Here is a 20,798-nt window from a genome sequence, read left to right on the forward strand (position 1 = left end):
GCAAAGTTTCCCAGTGATACCAGTGAAAAAATCTTCCGTAAAATACAGCAGCCAGAAGGAATACGGCAGCTATCAGAAGGAGTGATCCTACAAAGGCTGCACTGCATCGAATGAACGCGTAAATCAGTGGATTTACGGGTGTAGCATGGGTGATTACAGATGTTCTCTGTTCCGATTTTGAAAAGAAGAATGACAGAAAGAACAGGGTGCCAATCCATAAAAGGGGTAGGAGCCGAAGAAGATAGTCACAAAAACTTTGCACAGAAAAGGGAGCCGTCTGTTCGATTCCTAAAAGCGTTACCTGATTTAAGATCTGCCATCCGGTAAATAGAATAACGGCCAGGATACCAACAAAAAATTGATTCCAAAGAAGCCTTTTTAATTCGTAAAAAAAGATTCTAGTCAAGATTTAAATCCTCCTCTGTCAGCCCGCAGGCATCTAAAAATTCCTGTTCAGTCAAGTAGGGGTACATGGGATCCACTTCCCGGTTAAAAAGCTGGTACAGAATCTGATCCATCGCTTCCTCGCCGCCAACCAGTTCTTCTGCTTTTAAAATTTTTAGAGGCATTTCATTGTAGTACCGCATGGTAGAGAGTTGGTTGGAAATGTCCAAACGTTTTTCTTCTGGCAGTGCCTCCAGGTATTGGGGATTGCGGATGTAAAAGTTATTGTAATAGTCATCAACTGCTGTTTGCCACTGGTCAATGTAATGTTCTTTGGCATACGCGTCTCCGTAAAGATCTTTGATGATCCGGTATGTGGTATAAACGGTTAGTCCTTCCGCAGACCAGGCACTGTCTGGCTGGGAGACATCGAACATGGCTCCAAGTCCCCACCACTGATGAACCATTTCATGGATCATGACTTCTCCGGGGATTGCACCTTTATCGGAATCATGCAGATTTTGGGCAGTAAAATCCTGTTCATCTACCAGACTGACACCGGAACGTGCATATCCGCCATTAGCGATACGACCTTGAATTAGTTTTAAAGAGTCGAAAGAGAAGAACTGGGGCATTCCATAATGAGAGGAGCAGTATTCTATAACTGTTTGGATTGCTTCTGCGGCATTGGCTTCTTCCATGATCGGCTGGTGCTTACGACCATAATAGAACTGAATTGTTGTACCCACAGCTTCAATATCCTGGCGGACATAGTCTCCTGCATAGAGAATACCACGGTTTTCTGTATCTTCGATTCGCCATGTAATGGTTCCGTTGTCATGCTCTGCTTCTTTTTTTGCCTCGGCTAGTCCAAACGGGATTACAGTCATGGTGTCTGGAAGAGTAATATCTGTGATGGAAGAAAACGTACCATCTGCAGTTCCTGCATTCATGATTACAGGAACCAGAGCCTGATTTTCCAGACATAAATACTTTGAGCTGATCTCCGGTTTTCCCTGCATGGTTTCCATGAGATTCCAGTCCTGTGGGAATCCATGGTAGTCAAAGCAAAGATCGATGGACTCAAGAGCAGGGATCGTGACATTTAAAAGTGCCATATTGGATTCCTGATAATCGTCAATTTGGAAAGGCACAGGCTGGCCATTGGCCTGGACAGAATTTACCTTATAGCCGGGATTGATTGCAAATGCCACCTCTTGCTCTGTTCCTGTTGTATTTTCAATTTGGAAGGATGCAGTGCCGGATACGGTTCCCTTGGAAAGATTGGGATGGACATCTGTGACCCTTTTTTCACAGAACACTCCCTCCAGGTAGGGAATTTCAAAAAAGGTGGTGGCAGACAGATCCGGATTGCTGTGATCCAGGAATGGCTGAAACTTATATAAAAAGCCGCAAAAAGCAAAAAGGCAGACTGTAATCATGGGACGCCAGAAGCGGCGGATACTGTACTTCATGGAACCCAAGGGACCTTTGCCATATTGTCGAATACACAGATAGGATAAGAGCCAAACTGCTGCCGCGCCTGTGATCCAAGTAAAACGCATATAAGCTACCGAACGGAAGATACGGAAATTTGTAAAATCATCTGAGATTGCCCATACGCAGGGGTTGAGCCAGCACAGCTGCCAGTTGTCTTTCCAGATGGTCAGGCTCAGTCCGGCCAGGGCAGCCAGTATGACGATAGACAGATCCAGACGGCGGGTGAACTGATATGCACAAGAGGACAACAGGATAGCAATGGGTATGGCCATTCCCATAAATAAAAAGTAGCATAAGAAATAGGTTAGGCTATCAAAAACACTTCCAGAAGCCATCATGGTAAATGGCATCCAGACAACTACAGTGATACTCCATGCTAAACCAGCGGTACCTATAAGAGACAACAGACGGATGCAGGAAACAGTCAGTGGAGAGACAATTGAATATAGGAGCGCCTCCATCTGCCCGCGTTTTACCCGATTCCATTCCCAGACAGTCAGGAATGCAAACAGAAGGCTGGAAAAGATTCCAGCGGCCAGGGATGGATTGGCCAGATAGGTCCCCAAAGTGGTAGCCTCCGTTGGTTGATATAGAAACAGACCCATGACAGGGGAAAGAACGGTAAGTCCCATAATCAGCCAGGTTAGAGGCGAACGCAGAAGACGCCGGAACTCTAACCAGAATAAGGAAAAGATTCTCATCGCAGTTCCTCCTTGGAGATCAGATAAAGGTAGGCGTCTTCTAAGGTGGGTTCTTCGGCGTGAGCGTAAGAGGGAAGTGTTTCCCATACCCCCCTGCAGCGTACCCCAAAAGCAGTATTGACACGGCTTGTAATGTGAAGACCCTGCTCATGGGACGTGTCCTGTTCAAAAAAGGTGCCTACGTGTCCAGCGGCGAGCCGGATCAGGTCAGACGGTGCTCCAGTAAAGAGGATGGAGCCGTGGTGGATAACAATCAGCTGGTCACAGACAGACTGTACATCCTCGATGATATGGGTGCTTAAAAGTACCAGACGTTCCTGGGCAGCCTGGGAAAATAAGTTGCGGAAGTGGATCCGTTCTTCTGGATCCAATCCTACGGTTGGCTCATCAAAAATCAGGAGTTTTGGATCGCCTAAAAATGCTTGGGCAATTCCAACCCGCTGACGCTGACCGCCGGACAGGGTTCGGATCCGGGCATTGGATTTTTCCGTAAGGTTGACTTCCTGGATTACTCTAGTCAGAATGGTTTTTGTGTTGGATAATCCCTTTAAGGCAGCCATATAGTCCAGGAACTGATAAACAGTCAGCTCTTCATAAAGTCCAAATGTCTGGGGAAGGTATCCCAAGTGGCTTTTTAACAGATGTTCCTGTTTCAAAAGTGGCTGTCCATCTACAAGGATACTTCCGTTTGAAGGAATCAAGGCAGCTGTCAGAAGCTTCATCAGTGTGGATTTTCCAGCACCGTTTGGTCCCAAAAGTCCGATCATGCTGGGAGCTTTTAGTTCCAGACTCAAATTTGAAAGAGCTTGTTTCCCATTGGGATAGGTCATACTTAAATCCTGAATGCGAATGTCCATGTTGTTATATCCTTTCGTTTTTAGATTCCTGCATTTTTAGGTTGGACAGTTTTTGTTCCACCCTGCATTTCACATCATCACTCAGTGGGATGGAATCAGCGGCAGCCTTTAACTGTTCTGCAATATAATCATCCAATGGATCCTGACCGGGAATATAGTTGGATGGGATGGTATTTGGGTTTTCTTTTGTCATAAGCGGCCTCTCTTTCTGTTGGTATTTTATATCAGAGTTCCATGATCCAGTTTCAAAATGTGATCCGCTGCCTGAGCGACTTCCCTGCTGTGGGTAACAACGATGACACATTTTCCAAGCTCATGGGCTGTTTGTTTTAGGAGTTCAATAATCTCTCCTGTTGTGGTTTCATCCAGGTTTCCAGTTGGTTCATCAGCAAGAAGAACCTTTGCTTCACTGGCCAGAGCACGGGCAATCGCCACTCTTTGCTGCTGACCGCCGGATAACTGGAGGACATTCCGGTTCCAGGCATACTGTGGGATATTTACTTTGGTGAGAAGTTCTCTGGGATCTTTGGTTCCGCCCAGCTTTACGTTTTCCTGAGCGGTAAGATAATCAATCAGGTTATAGTTTTGAAATACCAGAGAAATATGGTGTCTGCGATGGAAATTAAGTCCACATTTTTGAATATCCTCCCCATCGTATTGGATTACTCCTTCGCCAGGAGTGTCCAGTCCGGCAAGAAGGGAGAGAAAGGTGGTTTTTCCGGATCCGCTGGAGCCTATGATGGAATAAAATCTGCCCGCTTGAAATCCGGCGGATATTTGGTGCAGCACAGGGATGTTTTTTTGTGTTCGGTAAGTATAACTTATATGGTTTGCTTCCAAAATCATTGCAAGACCTCCTAACTCATTTCGCTCAAAATTTCTCTTGGCTTTTTGCGGAACATCGTAATTCCTGCAAGAGAAACAGATAATAAGGTTAACAGTGTGATGCTGATGCCATCAGCACAGAACATGGATGAGGACAGAGATATCTGTACATCCGTTACTGTCAGCTCTGGGGCAACATATTCAGTCTGTATTTGATTTGCCGTTTGATCTTCTTGAAGCTGTGCCTGTTGTTCCTGTTGAACGACCAGGTATTCAGCCGCAGTTTTGGAAACCATGGGAGCAGCCAGAAAAGAAAGGCTGACGGCAATAATTCCGATGAAAAAGGCCTCCAGAATCATTTGAAAAAGGATTTCCAGCTTTGAGATTCCTAAGGACATCAGGATCCCTATTTCATGGGTTCGGCTTTTCATCCAGAAAACAAAAATAAGGGATAAAATAATGAAACTGGCACCAGCAATAATGAGTAAAAGCATTTGGCTGATATGCTCCAGGTCATTAAAATTGGATGCCATAGTATCCAGATTTCCATTGTTATCAATCAAATCATACCGTTCCCAGTTGATGTCAGTCTGTTGGATTCGTTCCTTTACTGCTTCGTATTCACCGACCTGTTCAACTTTGAAATAGGCTTTTTCAAACAGTGGGGAATCCTGTTCCGCTTTTGCCGGAAAGTCCAGATTTGTAAAAATAATGTTTTCGGAGCGGTAGGTGTCGCCGGACATATAAGGAGTCATAGGTTCCCTGACCTGGTAGATACCTACAATCTCTGCATATTGGATTGGACCTTCCTGCTTAACAGGGGAAAAGCCGATCCGGTCACCGACTGTAAGATTATTTAAAAGGGCAAGTTCTTCTGATATTACGCAGACATCCTGGTCTTGGGGGACAGTCATACGCCCATCTTTTATGGTTACGACTCCATTTAAGACATTAGAATCCAAATTCATCGTGCGGTTGCCTACCAGGGAAACACCTTTAGAATCATAGGTTTGATCTTTGTCCGGATCTTCAATTCGGGAAAATCCCTCTGGCTTTACAGGAGTTGGAACCGTTGTAATATTGTAATCAGAGATTCCGGAAGCAGCAGCTATTTTTTCAATGTCTTCCCGGACGAGGGATTCAAAAGAATGATCCGTCCACACATATCCGGAGGGCTGTCCATTGCTGATGATCGTTTCTGCATGAACGCCTTGATAACTGCCGCTTTGTCCGACTCCGAACTTTTCTTCGATTGCTTTAAATGCTTCCTGAAGACGTTTGTTTCGATTTTCCGGGTTTCCTTCTAACAGGAAACCGGCCCCGATTGCCTGCCGGGTGCTGTCTTTTGCTGCAATATTAGCAGAGCGGCTTGCCATACCAGACAGAAACAGAAGACTGATCGTACCGATTACAAGAAGCAGAAGGATGCTTTTGACTGGTTTTCTGAGGCAGGATCGGATGGCTCTTTGAAATAGATTCACATTATCCCTCCATTCTGGATAAGATATCTTTTGGGTTGGTAGTTAAAACGGGAACCAGGGACAGCAGCACTGCTGTCAAAATTACCAGGCTGCCAGTTGCAAACAGAATGACAATTTCTTTCATCTGAAGGCTTGGCGTCATGACAAGTGCGAGTTCCGAGGCTGAAAGGATGGCCTGCACTACATTAGCACTGAGAGTTCCAAGACAGCACGCCCCTATGGCAGCCAGGAGAAAGATCATGACAGATTCCAGAAAGGTCTGGAGAAAGATGGCTCCCTTTGACTCTCCAAGACTGATGAGTACAGCCATTTCCCTCTGACGGCTTCTCATCCACATACACAGAAGCAGAGAAACAATAACGGTTCCGGACAAAAGTGTGAAGGCCATCATAAGTTTTGTAATCCGAATGATCTGTTCCAGAGGGGCTTTCATCTGCTGGTATAAGAGATCGGAGGATGTAACTTCTGCCTTTTCTCCCAACAATTCCTGCAGTTTCTCAGCCAGAGTCTCTGTCTGCTCTGGCTGATCGGTATAAACAATCAATCGGTTAAACCGATCGGCACCAAATAGGGCTATATAGGATTTGGCATCGATAAAAATCTGATTTTCGATACGGTACAGGGAATCCAGAGTATTGTCCTGTTGGTGTTCATTTCCGGAAAGAAACAGGCCACAGACGGTTGCGGAAATGGTTTTTCCATGCTCATTTTCCAGACGAATCCGATCTCCGATGGAAATACCATTGATTGTGGCAAATGTTTCATTTATGACTGCACTGGAATCAGACTGTGGATTGATCAGTTTTCCACCGGTCAGGCGATAGTTCTGTGTGGCAAAGGGGCCATCTTTTTCTAAATCGTCATAAGCGGTTAAATGAATCTGTGAATTTTCCGGTTTCTGAGAATCACTGGCTGTAATGGGTAAGAAATCGGAAAGATAACCTGGGCTTTCTGCATGACGGTTCAGGAATGTGACATGAGGCAACTGTGCTGCAGCAGAAATATCCTGACTGGAAAGCTGGTATGTATCCTGCGTGATCTCACAGACTGCTTTCGCCTTTGATTTTTCCTGCATAGACACTTTGGTTGTTTGGGCGGCATGAAGAATCATGACAGTGCCGAGGATCATACTGTTTACCAGTAAAAGGATCAGAAATAATAAAACAGTTTTTGACCGTTTGCGGAACAGGTATAAGCAGGCTCTGTGATAAAATGACATGATAGTTTCCTCCCTGCTTATTCGTAACGGATCAGGAAAATCTGCTTGGCCAGAATCGCTCCGGATTCGTCTGCTTCACCATAGACAGCGATAGATGTTTCTTTTTTGATATCTGCGGCACTTGCGGTTTCCAGTGAAAGTGCTCCAGTAGATTGGTTGATGCGGGCAAGCTGGAACGTGCAGTTTTCCAGATAGTTGACAGTAAGGAGATTTTCCGCATTTTCTGAATCAACGGCCATGATGGCAGCCCCGGCATCTGTTGTTGAGAGCGGGTTAAGGGTCAGATCTGTATCAGAAAAAGCAGTCACCTCGCCAGAGACAGTGGCAGAATTCAGTAATTCTTCTGCACTGGCAGGCACATTGTTCGGATGTGTTTCCGAGGATTCCTGCTGAGGTTGTTCTGTCTGGGGCTCAGACACAGTATTGGTTTGCTGCATTTCGGTTTCTGTCTCAACGGGTTGATTTTGAGGTTTACTCTGACACCCGGCCAATGAGAAAATACATAAGAGAGTTGCGAATCCTACTGTTATTTTTGTGTGTTTCATGTGATATCCACCTTTCTGTTATTTCTATAAGGCTTGAAATGCCCATAGATTACTAATTTGATGTTCCAGTGTTTGATAATCCCAAAGTTGATTGCTTCGCTCTTTACTGTTGGGATCCTTTATGATAAATTTTCCATCCTTGAGTCCCGTGATAACAATGAAATGTCCAGTTGTTGTAAAATCACCGGGACGCATACTGCAGATGATTGGCTGTCCAGATGACAGGGCGTTTTCCATTGCGGATTGAGAGAGGGTCAATTCTTCTCCGATAATGCCGAAATGGGATGCACCATCGCTCATCAGAGACCAGCTGGTGCCCGAATCTGGGGCATAATACCCTTGCTGCGTGGCATAGCTGGCTATTGTATAGGGGGTAATGGTGTTTTTGCCGGTTAGACCAGCAATTACCATAGACAGGCAGGTAGGACCACATCCGTTTACCGCTATTACTTCATCCCCATACAATGCATATCCCCATCGTGGATCGTATTGCAGAAGGAGCGGATAGGTTCCAAGTTTTACATCACCGATGGTATCAGAGAAAACCTCTCCTTTTTTATTGGGATACTCCAATACAAAGTCCAACATATCCAGATTTTTGGATAACATTTCGAGGAGTTCGGAGGGGTATTCCTGAAAGTGATCGATAATGTCCTGTATTTTTGGCTCCTGTTTTTTCAATGTCTGTAAGGTTTGCAGCAGATCTGCATCCGTAGAATTTTCTATCGGAGTATCGGATACATTGCCATTTTGATCTGCTGCCATGATTATATAATCAGAATCTGAATCAGATGGTGGGGAAGAGCGGCTCCTGTAAAAAAGACGGACAGCACATATGCTGATAACTGAAATAAGTATCAGGCCTAATATCATACGGAAAATGTTTCGACGATTGTGTTTTTTTCGCCGTTTCCGAGGCCGTTGTTGACATAGCAATTGAATCCCTCCTTTGCTGTTTTCTGCATACCATTTTATTCAAAAACTTATCTAAAACTCCTCTAAGAAAAAGAAAGATTTTGATGAATTTTTAGAGGACTTTTAGAGATTTTCCCTGGTATATTTGATATACTGAACCGTGAAAAAGAAAGGGATGATTTATTGTGAAGATACTCATATTGGAAGATGATATAGAGCTGAGTTTGGCAATGAAGCAGGAACTTTTGAGAAATGATTATATGGTGGACTGCTGCAATGATGGGGAAACAGGGCTTCTCTACGCACTGAATGCAGAATTTGGATATGATCTGGCCATTGTTGACCGGATGCTGCCGGTCATTGATGGTCTGACAATTATTAAAGCCATGCGTAAAAAAGGAATTTCGGTTCCAGTAATTATTATTACAGGAATGTCCTCTATTGATGACCGGATTGATGGTCTGGATGGAGGAGCAGATGACTATCTGGTCAAACCGTTTTATATCCGTGAACTATTGGCAAGGGTACGGGCTTTGACCAGAAGACCTCATGAAATGAAAGAGCAGGATATTCTTTCTTATCAGGACTTAAAGCTGGAACGCTCCAACCGGAAACTTGAGGCCAATGGAAAGGAACTCCTGTTGACAGCCAAGGAATCGGAGCTTCTGTACACCTTACTCAAATCACCGGAAACGCTTCTGACAAGAGAACAGCTGGTTCTAAAAGTTTGGGGAACTGATTCAGACATTGAACCTGGAAATGTAGATAACTATATTTCCTTTCTCAGAAAAAGGCTAAAGCAATTAAATAGCATATGTGAGATTAAGACTATTTATGGAAGCGGATATCAGTTGAGGTGCAGCCTATGCTGAACCATTTATTTCAAAAACTGCACCTGTTTTTTGTTATGACAATCATGGTAATTGTTACGGGCGTGATTGGATTATCCTTTTCCAATCATGTAAATGCAAGCGAGGCGGCAGAAGTAACCTTTTTACAGAGAATGACAGCGCTGATCGTTAATCAGCTGGAGGAAGAAGGGGCGAATGCAAAAGAAGTTCTTTCTGCCTATGAAAAAGATATGTCTGTATCATCAAAATTGACCGATGCATATGGAGAACTTCTCTACGAGAGCAGAACTGGTTTAGAGGATATTGAAGGACAGCTGAACAATGTGGGAATGCAGATTGTTACCTATTCGGCAGAAGAGGAAGGCAATCAGGCCAAACTTCCAGCCGTGGAAGGAATGGTTGAGATGAAAGGAAACCATTATGAGAGGTATCTGATTAACCTGGCCCATTTTACTTCCGAAGATGATACAAACAATTCATTGACTCTGGTTTATGAGCAAACGCCTATATTTCAGATGTTTTTGGAACAGCTGCCGATGTATCTGGCAATCTGGATTGTCACACTGCTTTGTGTCAGTCTGGTCAGCCGCTTTTTGCTGAAGAAAGCCTTGGAGCCAACCGAGCGTGTGATGCAGAGCCAGAAAGAGTTTGTTGCTTCTGCCTCCCATGAATTGAAAGCACCATTGGCTGTGATTGTGGCAAATGTGGAGAATATGCAGCATGAAGCACAAAACGAAGGGCTTCAGGGGAATTTAAAAGTCATTGATTCGGAGTGTATGCGTATGTCCCGTTTAATTAAGGATATGCTTCTTTTAGCGTCATCGGATGCGGAAAAGTGGACGATCCATACTTCTGAGGTCAATGTGGATACGCTGCTTATTTCTTTGTATGAAGCCTATGAACCGCGGTGCATGAAAAAGAAGATAAAATTGACTTTGGATCTGGGAGAAGAGTTATTTCCAGTTATTATGACAGACAAGGAGCGATTGTTCCAGCTGCTCAGTATCTATCTGGATAATGCACTGCATTATAGTCCAGAGGGAAAAGAAATCCAGATCCGGGTGGATATGTCTTCAAAAGAACTGACGTTCTGGATTGCAGATCATGGAATTGGCGTGGAAGAAAAGGACAAACCATTTATCTTTGATCGGTTCTACTGTGCAGACCAGTCTCACACAGATAAATCGCATTTTGGGCTGGGGTTAAGTATTGCAAAAGAACTGGCCCGGATGTTGCAGGGAAAGATTGGTATGGAAGATACGCCGGGGGGAGGGGCCTCTTTCTTTTTCACACTGGATTTAAAATGATAGAAAAGGAATGGACGATTCAATGAAGGGAGTTCTTTCATGAATCAAGCATTAATTGAAAAGATATTTGTGGAATACAATGGGATACTGAAATTATTGAATATTTCATTATTCTGTTGAATAGTAAAAAATTTATAATTGCGGATCCAGCCTGTTAAAAAAAACGGTATCTTGACGGGCTGTAGAAGCACGCCATAATTTTATCCCTTCAAGCTCCGTTTGGAGTTTGGGGGGATATTTTCATGTGCTGGAATTGTATGCTGCGAATTCGTAGCTGCACGATTCAATTTTTGATTTAAAGTTTTCTGTTAAGAAACATAACAGCGAAATAGGTTTTATAGAGATTTTTGAAAGCTGGTTATGGAAACAGGATGTTTGTGGTCAGAAAAGTGAACTGTTAGAGCATATAAAACATGAAATAAGTGTCTGTATGGATAAAACTGTCTGTGCAGGCATTTTTTTGCGTTCTGAGAGCGAAAGTTTCAGGTGTCGAAGCCCTCCGCTTGTCCTTCATTTTCGAGAAATTGAGCGAATGAAGGAGGACAAGCTATGGCAAAGCCATATAAAATACCAGATTTTAGAAAAATGTATCCGGAAGCCAGCGAGGAAGTCATCGCTGTTTTAAGAACAACAGAAAGAAAAATGCAGTATCAGGAATATGACTTAAAAAGAGCGAGGAATATTGTGGATCCGAAAACAGGAGAAGTAATGACGGTTCCAAGCAGAGAAGATTCTTATGAGAGGCTGCAGGAGATGGCGGTACAGTTTCCAGAAGAAGACGATGGTGTGGAGGATCAGATCTTACAAAAGTTGGAATTTGAACGGTTACATAAAGCAATTTTGACACTTTCAAAAGAGGAGCAGTGGCTGATCCATGAACTTTATTTTGAAAATCAGACAGAGCGAGAAGTAGCAAAACAAATGAGTGTCTATCACAATGCAGTTCATAAACAGAAAAAGAGGATTTTGGAAAAACTAAAAAAAATATTAGAAAAAAATTGATTTTAGGGTGTGCAAAATCTTCTGCCAGCGTGGAAAAAAGTGAAGGGGATTGATTTCCCCTTCTGTTCCTTGGCAAATACTGTTTTGACAGTCATATCCGGCAATACAGATACTTTAGCTGTTCAGCCCAAAAGGAGAAGCACAGAGGAGAATCCGCCATGACCACCTGCAGACGGTCAGAGGGTCTGTCAATAAGATGACATCAAAGGTGCAGAGCGGGAACGATTTGTCCTCAAAGCAGTCTATGGCAGGCTGCCTGCAACGACCTGAACAGCCTATAATGATACTTCCGTCCAGTCACAGCCCCTTAAGAAGGGATCACGCAATGAGGGCGGCTCGGAGAGATCCTCGGAGGGGATAAATCCCATGACAGCCATGAGCCATGGCTGGTTTGCATTGCCGCCCAGAGAGAACAACAGGATCACTTATGAGTGTTCCTGTTGGTATCCGGTTCCGGGAAGTAGTGTCGAATAGGAGCCAGTGAAAATGAAGAACAAGTGATTTTATAACAGAAACTACGGTGACAGTCTTATGCAGAGGATTCATACCGAATCAATCACAGAATAAGGCTGTCACTGCCCTTGTGTTATAAAGTCAAAAGGGAAAGCGAGGTGAACATCACGATAAAAAAAGGAGACATTTATTATGCAGATCTGACTCCCGTTGTTGGTTCTGAACAGGGAGGGATCCGCCCGGTTTTGATTATTCAAAATGATATTGGCAATTATTACAGCCCAACCGTAATCGCTGCAGCAATTACCAGCCGATTTCAGAAGCATTCCATTCCTACTCATATTCAGCTAGAGCAGGAAGTAAGAGGACTTCGTAGAAATTCGGTCATCTTGCTGGAGCAGGTGAGTACCATTGATCGTATGCGACTGAAACGATACATAGGAAGCTTGAATGGGAGCATGATGCAGAAGGTGGATCGGGCTATACTCATCAGCTTTGGATTAAAAGAACAAAATCGGGCATAGAATGGTGTTTGGATGTTTGACAGGAGGCAGGAATGGAACAGAGAAGAGGGGCATGGATTTATTGTGCGATTGATGCACCGGATGATACCCATGACACATTGAAAGAACAATTTAAACAGTTGATTGATTATGCAGACCAGATGGAACTTGGAGTGGTCGGGAGCTCCAGTGATGTAGGAGCAAAACCACTTTGGGAGAGAAATGGATTCCGGCAGTTTGTAAGCCAGGTTCAGAAAGGTAGTGTGAAGGTGCTTTTGATTATGAATAGGAACTGCCTGTCTAGGTCTTCCATGCAGCTGGCAAGGGTACAGATTTTGCAGGAGAGCCATGGAGTGCGTGTTTATTCCCCAATGGAGGGAGAGATTGGATTCAGCCATTAAAAATAAGGAGAAGCTGGCAATGAAAGCAGAAGATAAGAGGATGGTGGAACGGATTATGGGTACAGGTACGATGGGGTATGCCTATGAGTATCCATATGGTGGAGGAGCCAGAAAAGAGTATATGTTGGCACTGACTCCGGAAAATCTGGCGAACTTTATAGGTGCAAGAGGATGCGAAGCAGAAAAAATTATTATAACTGACATAGCGGACAGGTTGGTTGTGAACACCATGTTTGGAATGTTAGATGTTTGTCCTAATCAGAAGTTATGTAGGAGAATTGTGCAGCATCTGTTACCGATTCAGATGGGAGAAAAAGAGGCAGGTAAAGTGTTAGCTGTGGATCGGAATGTGTCAAATCAATACTTTGCTATGGAAGATGAAGTAGTTACGATGGCAGAATACCAGATGTTATAGGAATTACTGGGTGGATGGGAGAATGATAATGATTGGAATATTGATTATTGTAGTGGTAGGAATCGGTGGCTTTTTGGTAACTGCTGGTATTGCATTTGAAGTGGCAGGGAGCTACCAGATAGATTAAAGAAATGGGGAGGGACTTGGCTTGGAGAAGAAAGAGAGCAGGGAAGTCAATTATAAGTTGGCTGTGAAACTGTTGGATCTGATGTTGAAAAATGGTTTTTTACTGCCAGAGGAATATGAAAAAATTGATGCTTTAAACCGTCTGACATTTCAACCGGAACTTTCCAAAGTATATGCTTAAATTCCTGGATATCCTGCAGAAATTGTGGTATTGTGTGGTACTAACAGGAGAGATGATTATAAGAAAAGTATATCTGAATTCTGAAAAATGGAGGAAAGGAGAAGAAAAATGAAAGCAAAAAAGGAAAAGAAAATCACGCGGATTGAGCCAGTTCGTACCACACAATTCCTTGAAAAAACACAGATAAGACGAGTGTGTGCGTATTGCAGGGTCAGTACAGATTCTGAACATCAAAAGAATTCATTTGAAGTTCAGGTTGCATATTACAGCCACCTGATTGGAGAACACAATAACTGGATTTTTTCGGGCATCTATGCAGATGAAGCAAGAAGTGGAACCCGGATGGATGGCAGGGACGAATTTTTGAAAATGATGCGGGACTGTCGACATGGACAGCATGATTATATTATCACGAAATCCGTTACACGGTTTGCCAGAAATACAGTAGACAGCATTCAGGCGATTCGTGAATTAAAGGCTCTTGGAATTGGCGTATACTTTGAAAAGGAACGGGTTGATACCCTTTCTGAAAAAAGTGAACAGCTTCTTACCATCTTAAGTTCCATTGCCCAGGGAGAATCAGAGAATACTTCTACCAATGTCAGATGGTCTGTGGTACGGAGATTTCAAAATGGTACCTTTATCATCAGTGAGCCTGCTTATGGATACTGTAAAGATCCAGATGGAAATCTGATCATTGAACCGAAGGAAGCGGCAGTGGTACGAAGAATTTTTGAAGCATACCTGGGAGGGATGGGTTCCTATGCAATCGCCCGGAGCTTACAAGAGGAGAGAATCCCTACCAGCCGGAAATCGAATGGCTGGCAGGAGGGTTCTGTTAAAGAAATTCTTAAAAATCCGGTTTACGAAGGGGATCTGCTTTTGCAGAAGACCTGTACTACAGAAGGGGTACCATTTAGAAAAAAACGGAACCATGGAGAACTTCCCCAATATCTGATCCGCGATAACCATGAACCCATTATCAGCAGAGAAGAAGCGGAAGCAGTTCGTAAGCTCTGTGCATATCGAAAGGAACAGCAGTGTGTCGAGAACACAGAGGTATATCAGAACCGTTATGCATTTAGCAGCCGGATTCGGTGTGGGGTGTGCGGCAGCACATTCCGCAGGCAGAAAATATACATAGGAAAACCTTATGAAAAAGTCCTGTGGTGCTGCCATAAACATATTCAGGACAGAAAGGCCTGTGGTCAAAAGGCAATCCGGGAAGACGATATTCAGTGTTTGTTTACCAGGATGTGGAACCGACTGGCTGGAAATTATGAGGAAATCCTGATACCTTTGCTGGCAGGACTCAAAGCGGTTCCAAGAGATCCAAAGCAGGAAAAGGAGATTGGGGAGTTAAGTCATCAAATAGAGGAATTAAGAAAGCAGAGCCATATGTTGCGGCAAGTCCTGGTGGACGGTAACATTGGCTCTGCTGTTTTTATAGAAAGACGGAACCAACTGGATTCAGAACTGGAAACAGCGATCCACAGGAGGCAGCTTTTAGAGGAGGATCAGTTTTTTGAGCAGGAGATCATGCAAACAGAATATCTGCTGACCATATTTCGGAGCCGCCCAGCCAGGATGGAGGATTACGATGAAGAAGCATTTTTGATGATTATTGACCATGTGACAGTATATCCAGAAAAGAGAGTTCAGTTTTGCCTGAAAAATGGTTTGGAGCTGGAAGAGTCACTGGAGGAAGGAGACATGGCGGATGGCAGGAACTAAAAAGCAAAGGCATTTGCCAATCGGATATCGAATTCAAAATGGCAGGGCAGAGATAATTCCAGAAGAGGCAGAATTGATACAACGCATTTTTCAGGATTATCAGGAGGGAGCCACCATCTATGGAATTGCAAAGTGGATGACAGAGCTGGGAGTGCTGAATGCAAACGGACATCCTTCATGGAATCATGGCTCTATCGGAAATTTGTTGAAGAACCCAAGATATTGTGGGGATGAATATTATCCGCCAATTATTTCAAAGGAACTGTTTCAACAGGTACAGGAGAGACGGGCAAATAAGGCCAGTCAACTGGGACGCAGGTACCATCCAAACAGCTATGCAAACAAAGGCATTTTGAATGGGAAGATCTTTTGTGGAGAGTGTGGATTAGAATATCGAAAATATGCAAAGAAGCGGCAAAAGTCAGAAGAAGATAAATGGTGCTGGAAATGCTCCAAATATCAGAATGGAAGGAAGGTGTCCTGCGGAAACAGAATTCTGTCAGAGGAGCAGATTCAAAGTGCGGCTATGGAAGCTATAAATATGGTAGCAGAGCACCCGGAACTGGCTCAGATGGTTCAAAAAGAAAGAGTGACATTGGAAACACCTAAATACAGAAAGCTGACCAGACAGATTGAAGAACTTCTGCAAATGGAAGAGTTTTCAGCAGAAGAGATCAAAACATTGCTTTACGAGAGAGCAATGGAACAGTATCAATCCATGGAAATACAAAGCCAGCCTTATTATGCAGAGCAGATGGCAGAAATCCTGTGCAGAAGTGGAAAACAGGAACAATTTAATGAAGGATGTTTTCAAAAGACGGTGGAGAAAATCATGGTTTTTAAGAATGGAACCATGGATGTACATATGAGAAACGGAGTCATAATCCAGATTAAAGAGAATGGAGAGGAGGGAAGCAGCGATGCAGGCAAGTGTAAAAAAGAACATATCTGTCATACCGGCAAAGCCAGCTTATGACCGGAGCATCAGGCCGCAGATGCGAACCCTTCGGGTGGCAGCCTACTGCCGTGTCAGTACCTTGATGGAACAGCAGGAATCCAGTTATGAAGCCCAGGTGCAGTATTACACAGAAAAGATTAAAAGTAATCCCAATTGGAAACTGGCGGGGATTTATGCAGATGATGGAAAGAGTGCAACCAGTACCAGAAAGAGATCGGATTTCCAGTCTATGATCGATGACTGCATGGCAGGAAAGATTGACATGGTCATTACAAAATCCATCAGCCGGTTTGCCAGAAATACCGTAGACTCCCTGACCAATATCCGGAAGTTGAAAGAAAAGAACATTGCCGTATTTTTTGAAAAAGAAGGGATTAACACGCTGGAGGGAAGCGGAGAACTGCTGATTACGATCCTGAGCAGCCAGGCACAGGAGGAGAGCCGGAATATCAGCGAAAACTGTCACTGGGGAATCGTAAGACGATTTGAAGCAGGACAGGTCATTGTCAACCACAGTAAGTTCCTTGGATATACGAAGGACAAGGACGGAAATCTGGTGATTGTACCAGAAGAAGCGGAACTGGTGCGGCGAATTTACCGGCTGTTTTTGGAAGGAAACAGCAGCTATAGGATTAAAAGGATCCTGGAATCAGAGGGGATTAAGACGGTAACCGGAAATACCGTGTGGCAGGCAACCGTGATCGATAAGATGCTGACCAATGAGAAATACATGGGAGATGCCCTTCTGCAGAAGACCTATACCGTAGATTTTCTGACCAAGAAAAAGGTGGCCAATAAGGGGATTGTTCCCCAGTATTATATCGAGGATGATCATGAAGCCATCATACCAAAAGAATTATTTTATCGGGTACAGGAAGAGAAAGCTCGAAGAGGAAATATTTATCGGGCAGCTATTAAGAAAAAATGGGGAGAAGAAAAAAGTAAATACAGCGGCAAGTATGCATTGTCGGATTTGATGGTCTGTGCAGAATGCGGACAGCCCTACCGGAGGCAGGTATGGTCCAAATATGGAAAGAAAAGTGCTGTGTGGAGATGTGATAACCGGTTGAAACATGGTTCCGAGCGGTGCAGGAATTCCCCGACTCTAAAAGAGGAAATCCTCCACGAAGCGATTATGACGGCTATCAGCAAGGTGGTAGAGGATCAGGGCGAATTTGTACAGGCGTTCCGTGAAAACGTGATCCGGATTATCGGAAACTATGGAAGTAAAGCAGAACCGACAGAATACGATACGGAGATTCAGAAACAGGAGAAGCGTCTGATGACACTGATCGAAGAAAGTGCCAAGGGAAACTGCCAAGAGGCAGATTTTGACCGGGAATACCGGGGCGTTACAGAGCAGTTGAAGGAGCTGAGAAAAAAGAAAGAACAGTTCATGAAGGAACAGCGTCTGGCAGAAGCATATGACCAGAGAGTAGAAGGGATGGATGCTTATATGAAGAAAGCAGGGGTACTGAGCCGGGAATTCGATAATGACCTGGTGTGGAGGCTGATTCAGACGGTCAAGGTTATCAACCAGAATAAGATCGAGATCCAGTTCCGGTCGGGGATCGTGATGGTGCAGAGGCTGGATACATGGGAAGACTAGAAATGGATATTAAGGAAGAAATACGGGGACCGCCTAACTAAAAACATAAAATTCAAACATAAAATGAGTTGGAATGAACCTTGCAACAAAAGTGTGCCTGTGATAAAATTTAGGTATGATAGGGGAAGTGGATACTTCTGATAAAAACAGGCAGAGAAAGGAAGAGCAGATATGAGTAAGGATTGGGAAGAAAAGTTCAGGCCGGAAGATCTGCAGCGACTCCGCGGATTTCGCCTGATGGATGATGACTTTATGTCAAAATGTTTTGAGGAAAATATAGAGTGTACGGAGTTGGTACTGCAGATTGTGCTGGGCAGAGATGATTTGAAGGTGGAAAAGGTAGCAATCCAGCATCAGCTTAAAAATTTGCAGGGTAGATCAATTATTTTTGATATCTATGCTACGGATCATGCTGGAAAAAGATATAATGTGGAGATCCAGCGAGCAGATCGCGGTGCGGGAGCAAAAAGAGCCAGGTATCACAGCAGTTTGATCGATGCCAATGTGACGGAGCCAGGAGAGAAGCTGGAAAATCTGGTAGAGACTTATGTAATCTTTATTACAGAACGAGATGTGCTGGGAAAGGGAAAACCAATTTATCATATTGACCGGGTAATCAAAGAAACCGGCGAGAATTTTGGCGATGAGGCACATATTTTATATGTGAACGGTGAATACCGGGATGAGTCGCCTATAGGGATTCTGATGCATGATTTTTCCTGTACCGATGCCAAAGATATGAAGTATAGAGCATTGGCAGAACGTGTAAGATATTTCAAGGAAGATGAGAAAGGAGTGGCTGCTATGTGTAAGGCGATGGAAGATATGCGGAATGAGGCTGCTTTGGCAGCAGATTTAGCTGCCAGAAAGAAAATGGCATGCAGTTTACTTGAAGATGGTGAGTTGACTTATGAAAAAATTGCAAAGTATACTGGCTTTACAGTTGAGGAAATCCAGAAAATTGCTGTTCAAAAGGGAGCATAAATTTAGCTAGTGGTATGTAAAAGGATATCGGAAAGGGTTGCCCAATAGTAGGTGACCCTTTTCAAATATGAGGCAGTATAATGATGAAAAGTGATTTATATACAGGTCAGCTTAAATATAAAGATAAGGAGTTTACTTTTATATTTGATGGAGAAGAATTACGATTAATTGCTTCTGAATTGAATGAGTCAGAGAGAAGGTCTTTGTTTCTGGGTTATCTTGGACGAGGAATATCAATAACAGGGCAGACTGTAAAAATAGAAGAAGGATATTTGGTTGGAATTTGCAATGAAACCTTGCAGACTATTGTTTTTTTAACTAAAAAGGGCATGGATATAGTATATAGAAATGAGGTTTTGGTAGTTCCAATACTTGCATATATTATCCAGAAGTATAGACGGGAAACTGTAGATAGAATTAGCTTTAGTAATGCCGAAATTAATTGCATTCATCCGGTTAGTGAGTCTTTTACTGTAGAATATGGACCAGATATAGAGACCTATAGTAGAGATGGTGAGTTGAAGTTAATAACGAAAAAGTTTAGTGAAACAACTACAGAGAAACAAGAATTTTTATTAGAGGATAGGCGAGTGGTAGTTTATTTTGGTGTTTCAAGAGGAGTTAGCCATAAAGTTGGAGAATCACCACTGTCAATAGATTCTTCTCTTATATTTGAATTTGATCCAACAAATGATTTTGAATTTGTATTAGAAATATGGAGAATAGCCAAAAGTTTTTTGCAATTTTTATGCTATCGTAAGGATGTGCATTTACCTGTTGGAGATATTTACTCACCTTACGAGGAAGAAAAACATGAGAAATTTGCAACAATATATATTTTGGGGGAAGATGGAGCTGTAGATGTAGATTCTTTGAAAAGAAGGCGGTATATTAAACAGGAATATATTTCTGGTCATGAAGGTGAGATTTTTTCAGATATTATTAATCATAAAATATACCTGCGTCATTTGCCTGATACATATAAAGTGGGACATCATATTGATGCAGCAAGATTTGTAATGATAACAGCAGCATTTGAATGGGAATTTCGTAGAAATTATCCAAATGGCATAGAGAGAGGAGAAAAAACAAAACAAATTGAGCAAGAAGCAACGCAAGCAATACAGAAGTTAATTGATAACAGTACAGGCAAATTAAAAGATAAGTATAAATTTTTGAAAAAGCTTATTAAGTCTGATTCTCTGCAATCTGAAGTTGAACAAATGGGAAAAGATTATGGAGATATAATAAATCCGTTTGGAGAGTATTTGTATGAGTTAAATGGTCAAGAGTTATCGTATTCGAAAATGGGATTAAGATTAGGAAATCAAAGAAATCATTTTGCACATGGCGATATAGATGAAGAGTTTATAAATGAGTCATTGATTGATGTGGTTTTTCTGGAAACTGTGTTATATGCAATGCAATTACGATGTTATGATATTGAAAAAATAGATGTACAGAAAGCAATCAAGGATTTATTTCATTATAGTATCGCTATAAGATAACTTTGTAACAGATTATTCTTGCTAATTTCTCTCTGATTATTCAGTAAAACTATATGTAGTGGTGGTCGATTGAATTATTTTTACGATAAAAGTAAATTTGGTCTGAAAAAACATTAGACTTGACCCTATTACAGAGACTTAAGGTGCTAGCATATCATTATTTCTTTAGAAGTTTTGTCGTAGGACAAGAAAAAGAGGCTATACAAACTGTCATGGGTATTTGTAATGATATAAAAAAGTTGTGGGATGAGGTAACGAATGTGATTCGGGAGTTCTCGGAGTTTGTGGCAGAGTAAGGCGAGGGCAGAAGGCTGCCATTGGGGGGCTTGCAGCATTGCT

General features: G+C 42.9%; 20 protein-coding genes. 12 read left to right on the forward strand and 8 right to left on the reverse strand.

The features are described 5' to 3' along the window. Nucleotides 1–398 precede the first annotated feature (398 nt). The 8 genes from BN3656_RS06660 to BN3656_RS06695 are packed head-to-tail and all read right to left on the reverse strand — an operon-like array spanning nucleotide 399 to nucleotide 8,277. Complete coding sequence (locus BN3656_RS06660) at nucleotides 399–2,585, reverse strand: hypothetical protein (protein WP_066545579.1); 2,187 nt, start codon at nucleotides 2,583–2,585, stop codon at nucleotides 399–401. Further along, nucleotides 2,582–3,442, reverse strand: coding sequence for an ATP-binding cassette domain-containing protein (locus tag BN3656_RS06665; protein WP_066545581.1), 861 nt, complete (start codon nucleotides 3,440–3,442; stop codon nucleotides 2,582–2,584). Before BN3656_RS06665 ends, BN3656_RS06660 begins: the two co-directional genes overlap by 4 nt. A 4-nt stretch (nucleotides 3,443–3,446) precedes the next feature. Further along, entirely contained in the window at nucleotides 3,447–3,635 is a 189-nt protein-coding gene (locus tag BN3656_RS06670; protein WP_066545584.1) for a hypothetical protein, read from the reverse strand. Nucleotides 3,636–3,661: 26 nt separating this feature from the next. Then, on the reverse strand, nucleotides 3,662–4,288 hold the full coding sequence (locus BN3656_RS06675) for an ABC transporter ATP-binding protein (RefSeq protein WP_081422883.1): 627 nt from the start codon (nucleotides 4,286–4,288) through the stop codon (nucleotides 3,662–3,664). An 11-nt stretch (nucleotides 4,289–4,299) separates the two neighbouring features. After that, a complete protein-coding gene (locus BN3656_RS06680) occupies nucleotides 4,300–5,748 on the reverse strand; it encodes an ABC transporter permease (RefSeq protein ID WP_179297082.1) in 1,449 nt (482 codons plus the stop codon). Nucleotide 5,749: 1 nt separating this feature from the next. Further along, the gene (locus BN3656_RS06685) at nucleotides 5,750–6,967 is read right to left on the reverse strand and encodes an ABC transporter permease (protein WP_066545587.1); all 1,218 of its coding nucleotides are present in this window, start codon (nucleotides 6,965–6,967) and stop codon (nucleotides 5,750–5,752) included. Nucleotides 6,968–6,984: 17 nt separating this feature from the next. Next, on the reverse strand, nucleotides 6,985–7,512 hold the full coding sequence (locus BN3656_RS06690; protein ID WP_143331333.1) for a hypothetical protein: 528 nt from the start codon (nucleotides 7,510–7,512) through the stop codon (nucleotides 6,985–6,987). Nucleotides 7,513–7,536: 24 nt separating this feature from the next. Then, complete coding sequence (locus BN3656_RS06695; RefSeq protein WP_066546169.1) at nucleotides 7,537–8,277, reverse strand: C39 family peptidase; 741 nt, start codon at nucleotides 8,275–8,277, stop codon at nucleotides 7,537–7,539. 335 nt (nucleotides 8,278–8,612) lie between these two features. Here BN3656_RS06695 and BN3656_RS06700 point away from each other — a divergent pair, with 335 nt between their 5' ends. From BN3656_RS06700 to BN3656_RS06750, 12 genes are all read left to right on the forward strand, one after another. Beyond that, on the forward strand, nucleotides 8,613–9,299 hold the full coding sequence (locus tag BN3656_RS06700) for a response regulator transcription factor (protein ID WP_179297083.1): 687 nt from the start codon (nucleotides 8,613–8,615) through the stop codon (nucleotides 9,297–9,299). After that, on the forward strand, nucleotides 9,293–10,585 hold the full coding sequence (locus BN3656_RS06705; protein WP_066545593.1) for a HAMP domain-containing sensor histidine kinase: 1,293 nt from the start codon (nucleotides 9,293–9,295) through the stop codon (nucleotides 10,583–10,585). Before BN3656_RS06700 ends, BN3656_RS06705 begins: the two co-directional genes overlap by 7 nt. A gap of 549 nt (nucleotides 10,586–11,134) precedes the next feature. Beyond that, on the forward strand, nucleotides 11,135–11,587 hold the full coding sequence (locus tag BN3656_RS06710) for a sigma-70 family RNA polymerase sigma factor (RefSeq protein ID WP_066545595.1): 453 nt from the start codon (nucleotides 11,135–11,137) through the stop codon (nucleotides 11,585–11,587). Between the two features lie 617 nt (nucleotides 11,588–12,204). Next, the gene (locus tag BN3656_RS06715; RefSeq protein ID WP_066546171.1) at nucleotides 12,205–12,564 is read left to right on the forward strand and encodes a type II toxin-antitoxin system PemK/MazF family toxin; all 360 of its coding nucleotides are present in this window, start codon (nucleotides 12,205–12,207) and stop codon (nucleotides 12,562–12,564) included. 32 nt (nucleotides 12,565–12,596) lie between these two features. Next, nucleotides 12,597–12,944: a recombinase family protein gene (locus tag BN3656_RS06720; RefSeq protein WP_066545598.1), complete on the forward strand. Its 348-nt coding sequence runs from the start codon at nucleotides 12,597–12,599 to the stop codon at nucleotides 12,942–12,944. 19 nt (nucleotides 12,945–12,963) lie between these two features. After that, the gene (locus BN3656_RS06725; protein WP_066546174.1) at nucleotides 12,964–13,359 is read left to right on the forward strand and encodes a hypothetical protein; all 396 of its coding nucleotides are present in this window, start codon (nucleotides 12,964–12,966) and stop codon (nucleotides 13,357–13,359) included. Nucleotides 13,360–13,507: 148 nt separating this feature from the next. Next, the gene (locus tag BN3656_RS16625) at nucleotides 13,508–13,666 is read left to right on the forward strand and encodes an SHOCT domain-containing protein (RefSeq protein ID WP_167544862.1); all 159 of its coding nucleotides are present in this window, start codon (nucleotides 13,508–13,510) and stop codon (nucleotides 13,664–13,666) included. 108 nt (nucleotides 13,667–13,774) lie between these two features. After that, nucleotides 13,775–15,400 (forward strand): recombinase family protein, encoded by a 1,626-nt coding sequence (locus tag BN3656_RS06730; RefSeq protein WP_066545601.1) that lies wholly within the window; start codon nucleotides 13,775–13,777, stop codon nucleotides 15,398–15,400. Next, complete coding sequence (locus BN3656_RS06735; protein WP_066545604.1) at nucleotides 15,387–16,376, forward strand: recombinase family protein; 990 nt, start codon at nucleotides 15,387–15,389, stop codon at nucleotides 16,374–16,376. Before BN3656_RS06730 ends, BN3656_RS06735 begins: the two co-directional genes overlap by 14 nt. Then, a complete protein-coding gene (locus BN3656_RS06740) occupies nucleotides 16,321–17,967 on the forward strand; it encodes a recombinase family protein (RefSeq protein WP_066545607.1) in 1,647 nt (548 codons plus the stop codon). Before BN3656_RS06735 ends, BN3656_RS06740 begins: the two co-directional genes overlap by 56 nt. A gap of 171 nt (nucleotides 17,968–18,138) precedes the next feature. Next, nucleotides 18,139–18,951, forward strand: a complete 813-nt coding sequence (locus BN3656_RS06745) for a PD-(D/E)XK nuclease family transposase (RefSeq protein WP_066545610.1) — start codon at nucleotides 18,139–18,141, stop codon at nucleotides 18,949–18,951. Nucleotides 18,952–19,031: 80 nt separating this feature from the next. After that, a complete protein-coding gene (locus tag BN3656_RS06750) occupies nucleotides 19,032–20,459 on the forward strand; it encodes a hypothetical protein (RefSeq protein ID WP_066545613.1) in 1,428 nt (475 codons plus the stop codon). Nucleotides 20,460–20,798: the final 339 nt, after the last annotated feature.

This window comes from Clostridium sp. AT4 (genome assembly GCF_001517625.2).
Lineage (GTDB): Bacteria > Bacillota > Clostridia > Lachnospirales > Lachnospiraceae > Enterocloster.

What these genes read in the sequence shown, in the direction of transcription:
- BN3656_RS06660 (WP_066545579.1), bottom strand. Translation starts at nt 2,585, where the DNA reads ATGAGAATCTTTTCCTTATTCTGGTTAGAGTTCCGGCGTCTTCTGCGT.
- BN3656_RS06665 (WP_066545581.1), bottom strand. Translation starts at nt 3,442, where the DNA reads ATGGACATTCGCATTCAGGATTTAAGTATGACCTATCCCAATGGGAAA.
- BN3656_RS06670 (WP_066545584.1), bottom strand. Translation starts at nt 3,635, where the DNA reads ATGACAAAAGAAAACCCAAATACCATCCCATCCAACTATATTCCCGGT.
- BN3656_RS06675 (WP_081422883.1), bottom strand. Translation starts at nt 4,288, where the DNA reads ATGATTTTGGAAGCAAACCATATAAGTTATACTTACCGAACACAAAAA.
- BN3656_RS06685 (WP_066545587.1), bottom strand. Translation starts at nt 6,967, where the DNA reads ATGTCATTTTATCACAGAGCCTGCTTATACCTGTTCCGCAAACGGTCA.
- BN3656_RS06690 (WP_143331333.1), bottom strand. Translation starts at nt 7,512, where the DNA reads ATGAAACACACAAAAATAACAGTAGGATTCGCAACTCTCTTATGTATT.
- BN3656_RS06695 (WP_066546169.1), bottom strand. Translation starts at nt 8,277, where the DNA reads ATGGCAGCAGATCAAAATGGCAATGTATCCGATACTCCGATAGAAAAT.
- BN3656_RS06705 (WP_066545593.1), top strand. Translation starts at nt 9,293, where the DNA reads ATGCTGAACCATTTATTTCAAAAACTGCACCTGTTTTTTGTTATGACA.
- BN3656_RS06710 (WP_066545595.1), top strand. Translation starts at nt 11,135, where the DNA reads ATGGCAAAGCCATATAAAATACCAGATTTTAGAAAAATGTATCCGGAA.
- BN3656_RS06720 (WP_066545598.1), top strand. Translation starts at nt 12,597, where the DNA reads ATGGAACAGAGAAGAGGGGCATGGATTTATTGTGCGATTGATGCACCG.
- BN3656_RS06725 (WP_066546174.1), top strand. Translation starts at nt 12,964, where the DNA reads ATGAAAGCAGAAGATAAGAGGATGGTGGAACGGATTATGGGTACAGGT.
- BN3656_RS06730 (WP_066545601.1), top strand. Translation starts at nt 13,775, where the DNA reads ATGAAAGCAAAAAAGGAAAAGAAAATCACGCGGATTGAGCCAGTTCGT.
- BN3656_RS06735 (WP_066545604.1), top strand. Translation starts at nt 15,387, where the DNA reads ATGGCAGGAACTAAAAAGCAAAGGCATTTGCCAATCGGATATCGAATT.
- BN3656_RS06740 (WP_066545607.1), top strand. Translation starts at nt 16,321, where the DNA reads ATGCAGGCAAGTGTAAAAAAGAACATATCTGTCATACCGGCAAAGCCA.
- BN3656_RS06745 (WP_066545610.1), top strand. Translation starts at nt 18,139, where the DNA reads ATGAGTAAGGATTGGGAAGAAAAGTTCAGGCCGGAAGATCTGCAGCGA.
- BN3656_RS06750 (WP_066545613.1), top strand. Translation starts at nt 19,032, where the DNA reads ATGATGAAAAGTGATTTATATACAGGTCAGCTTAAATATAAAGATAAG.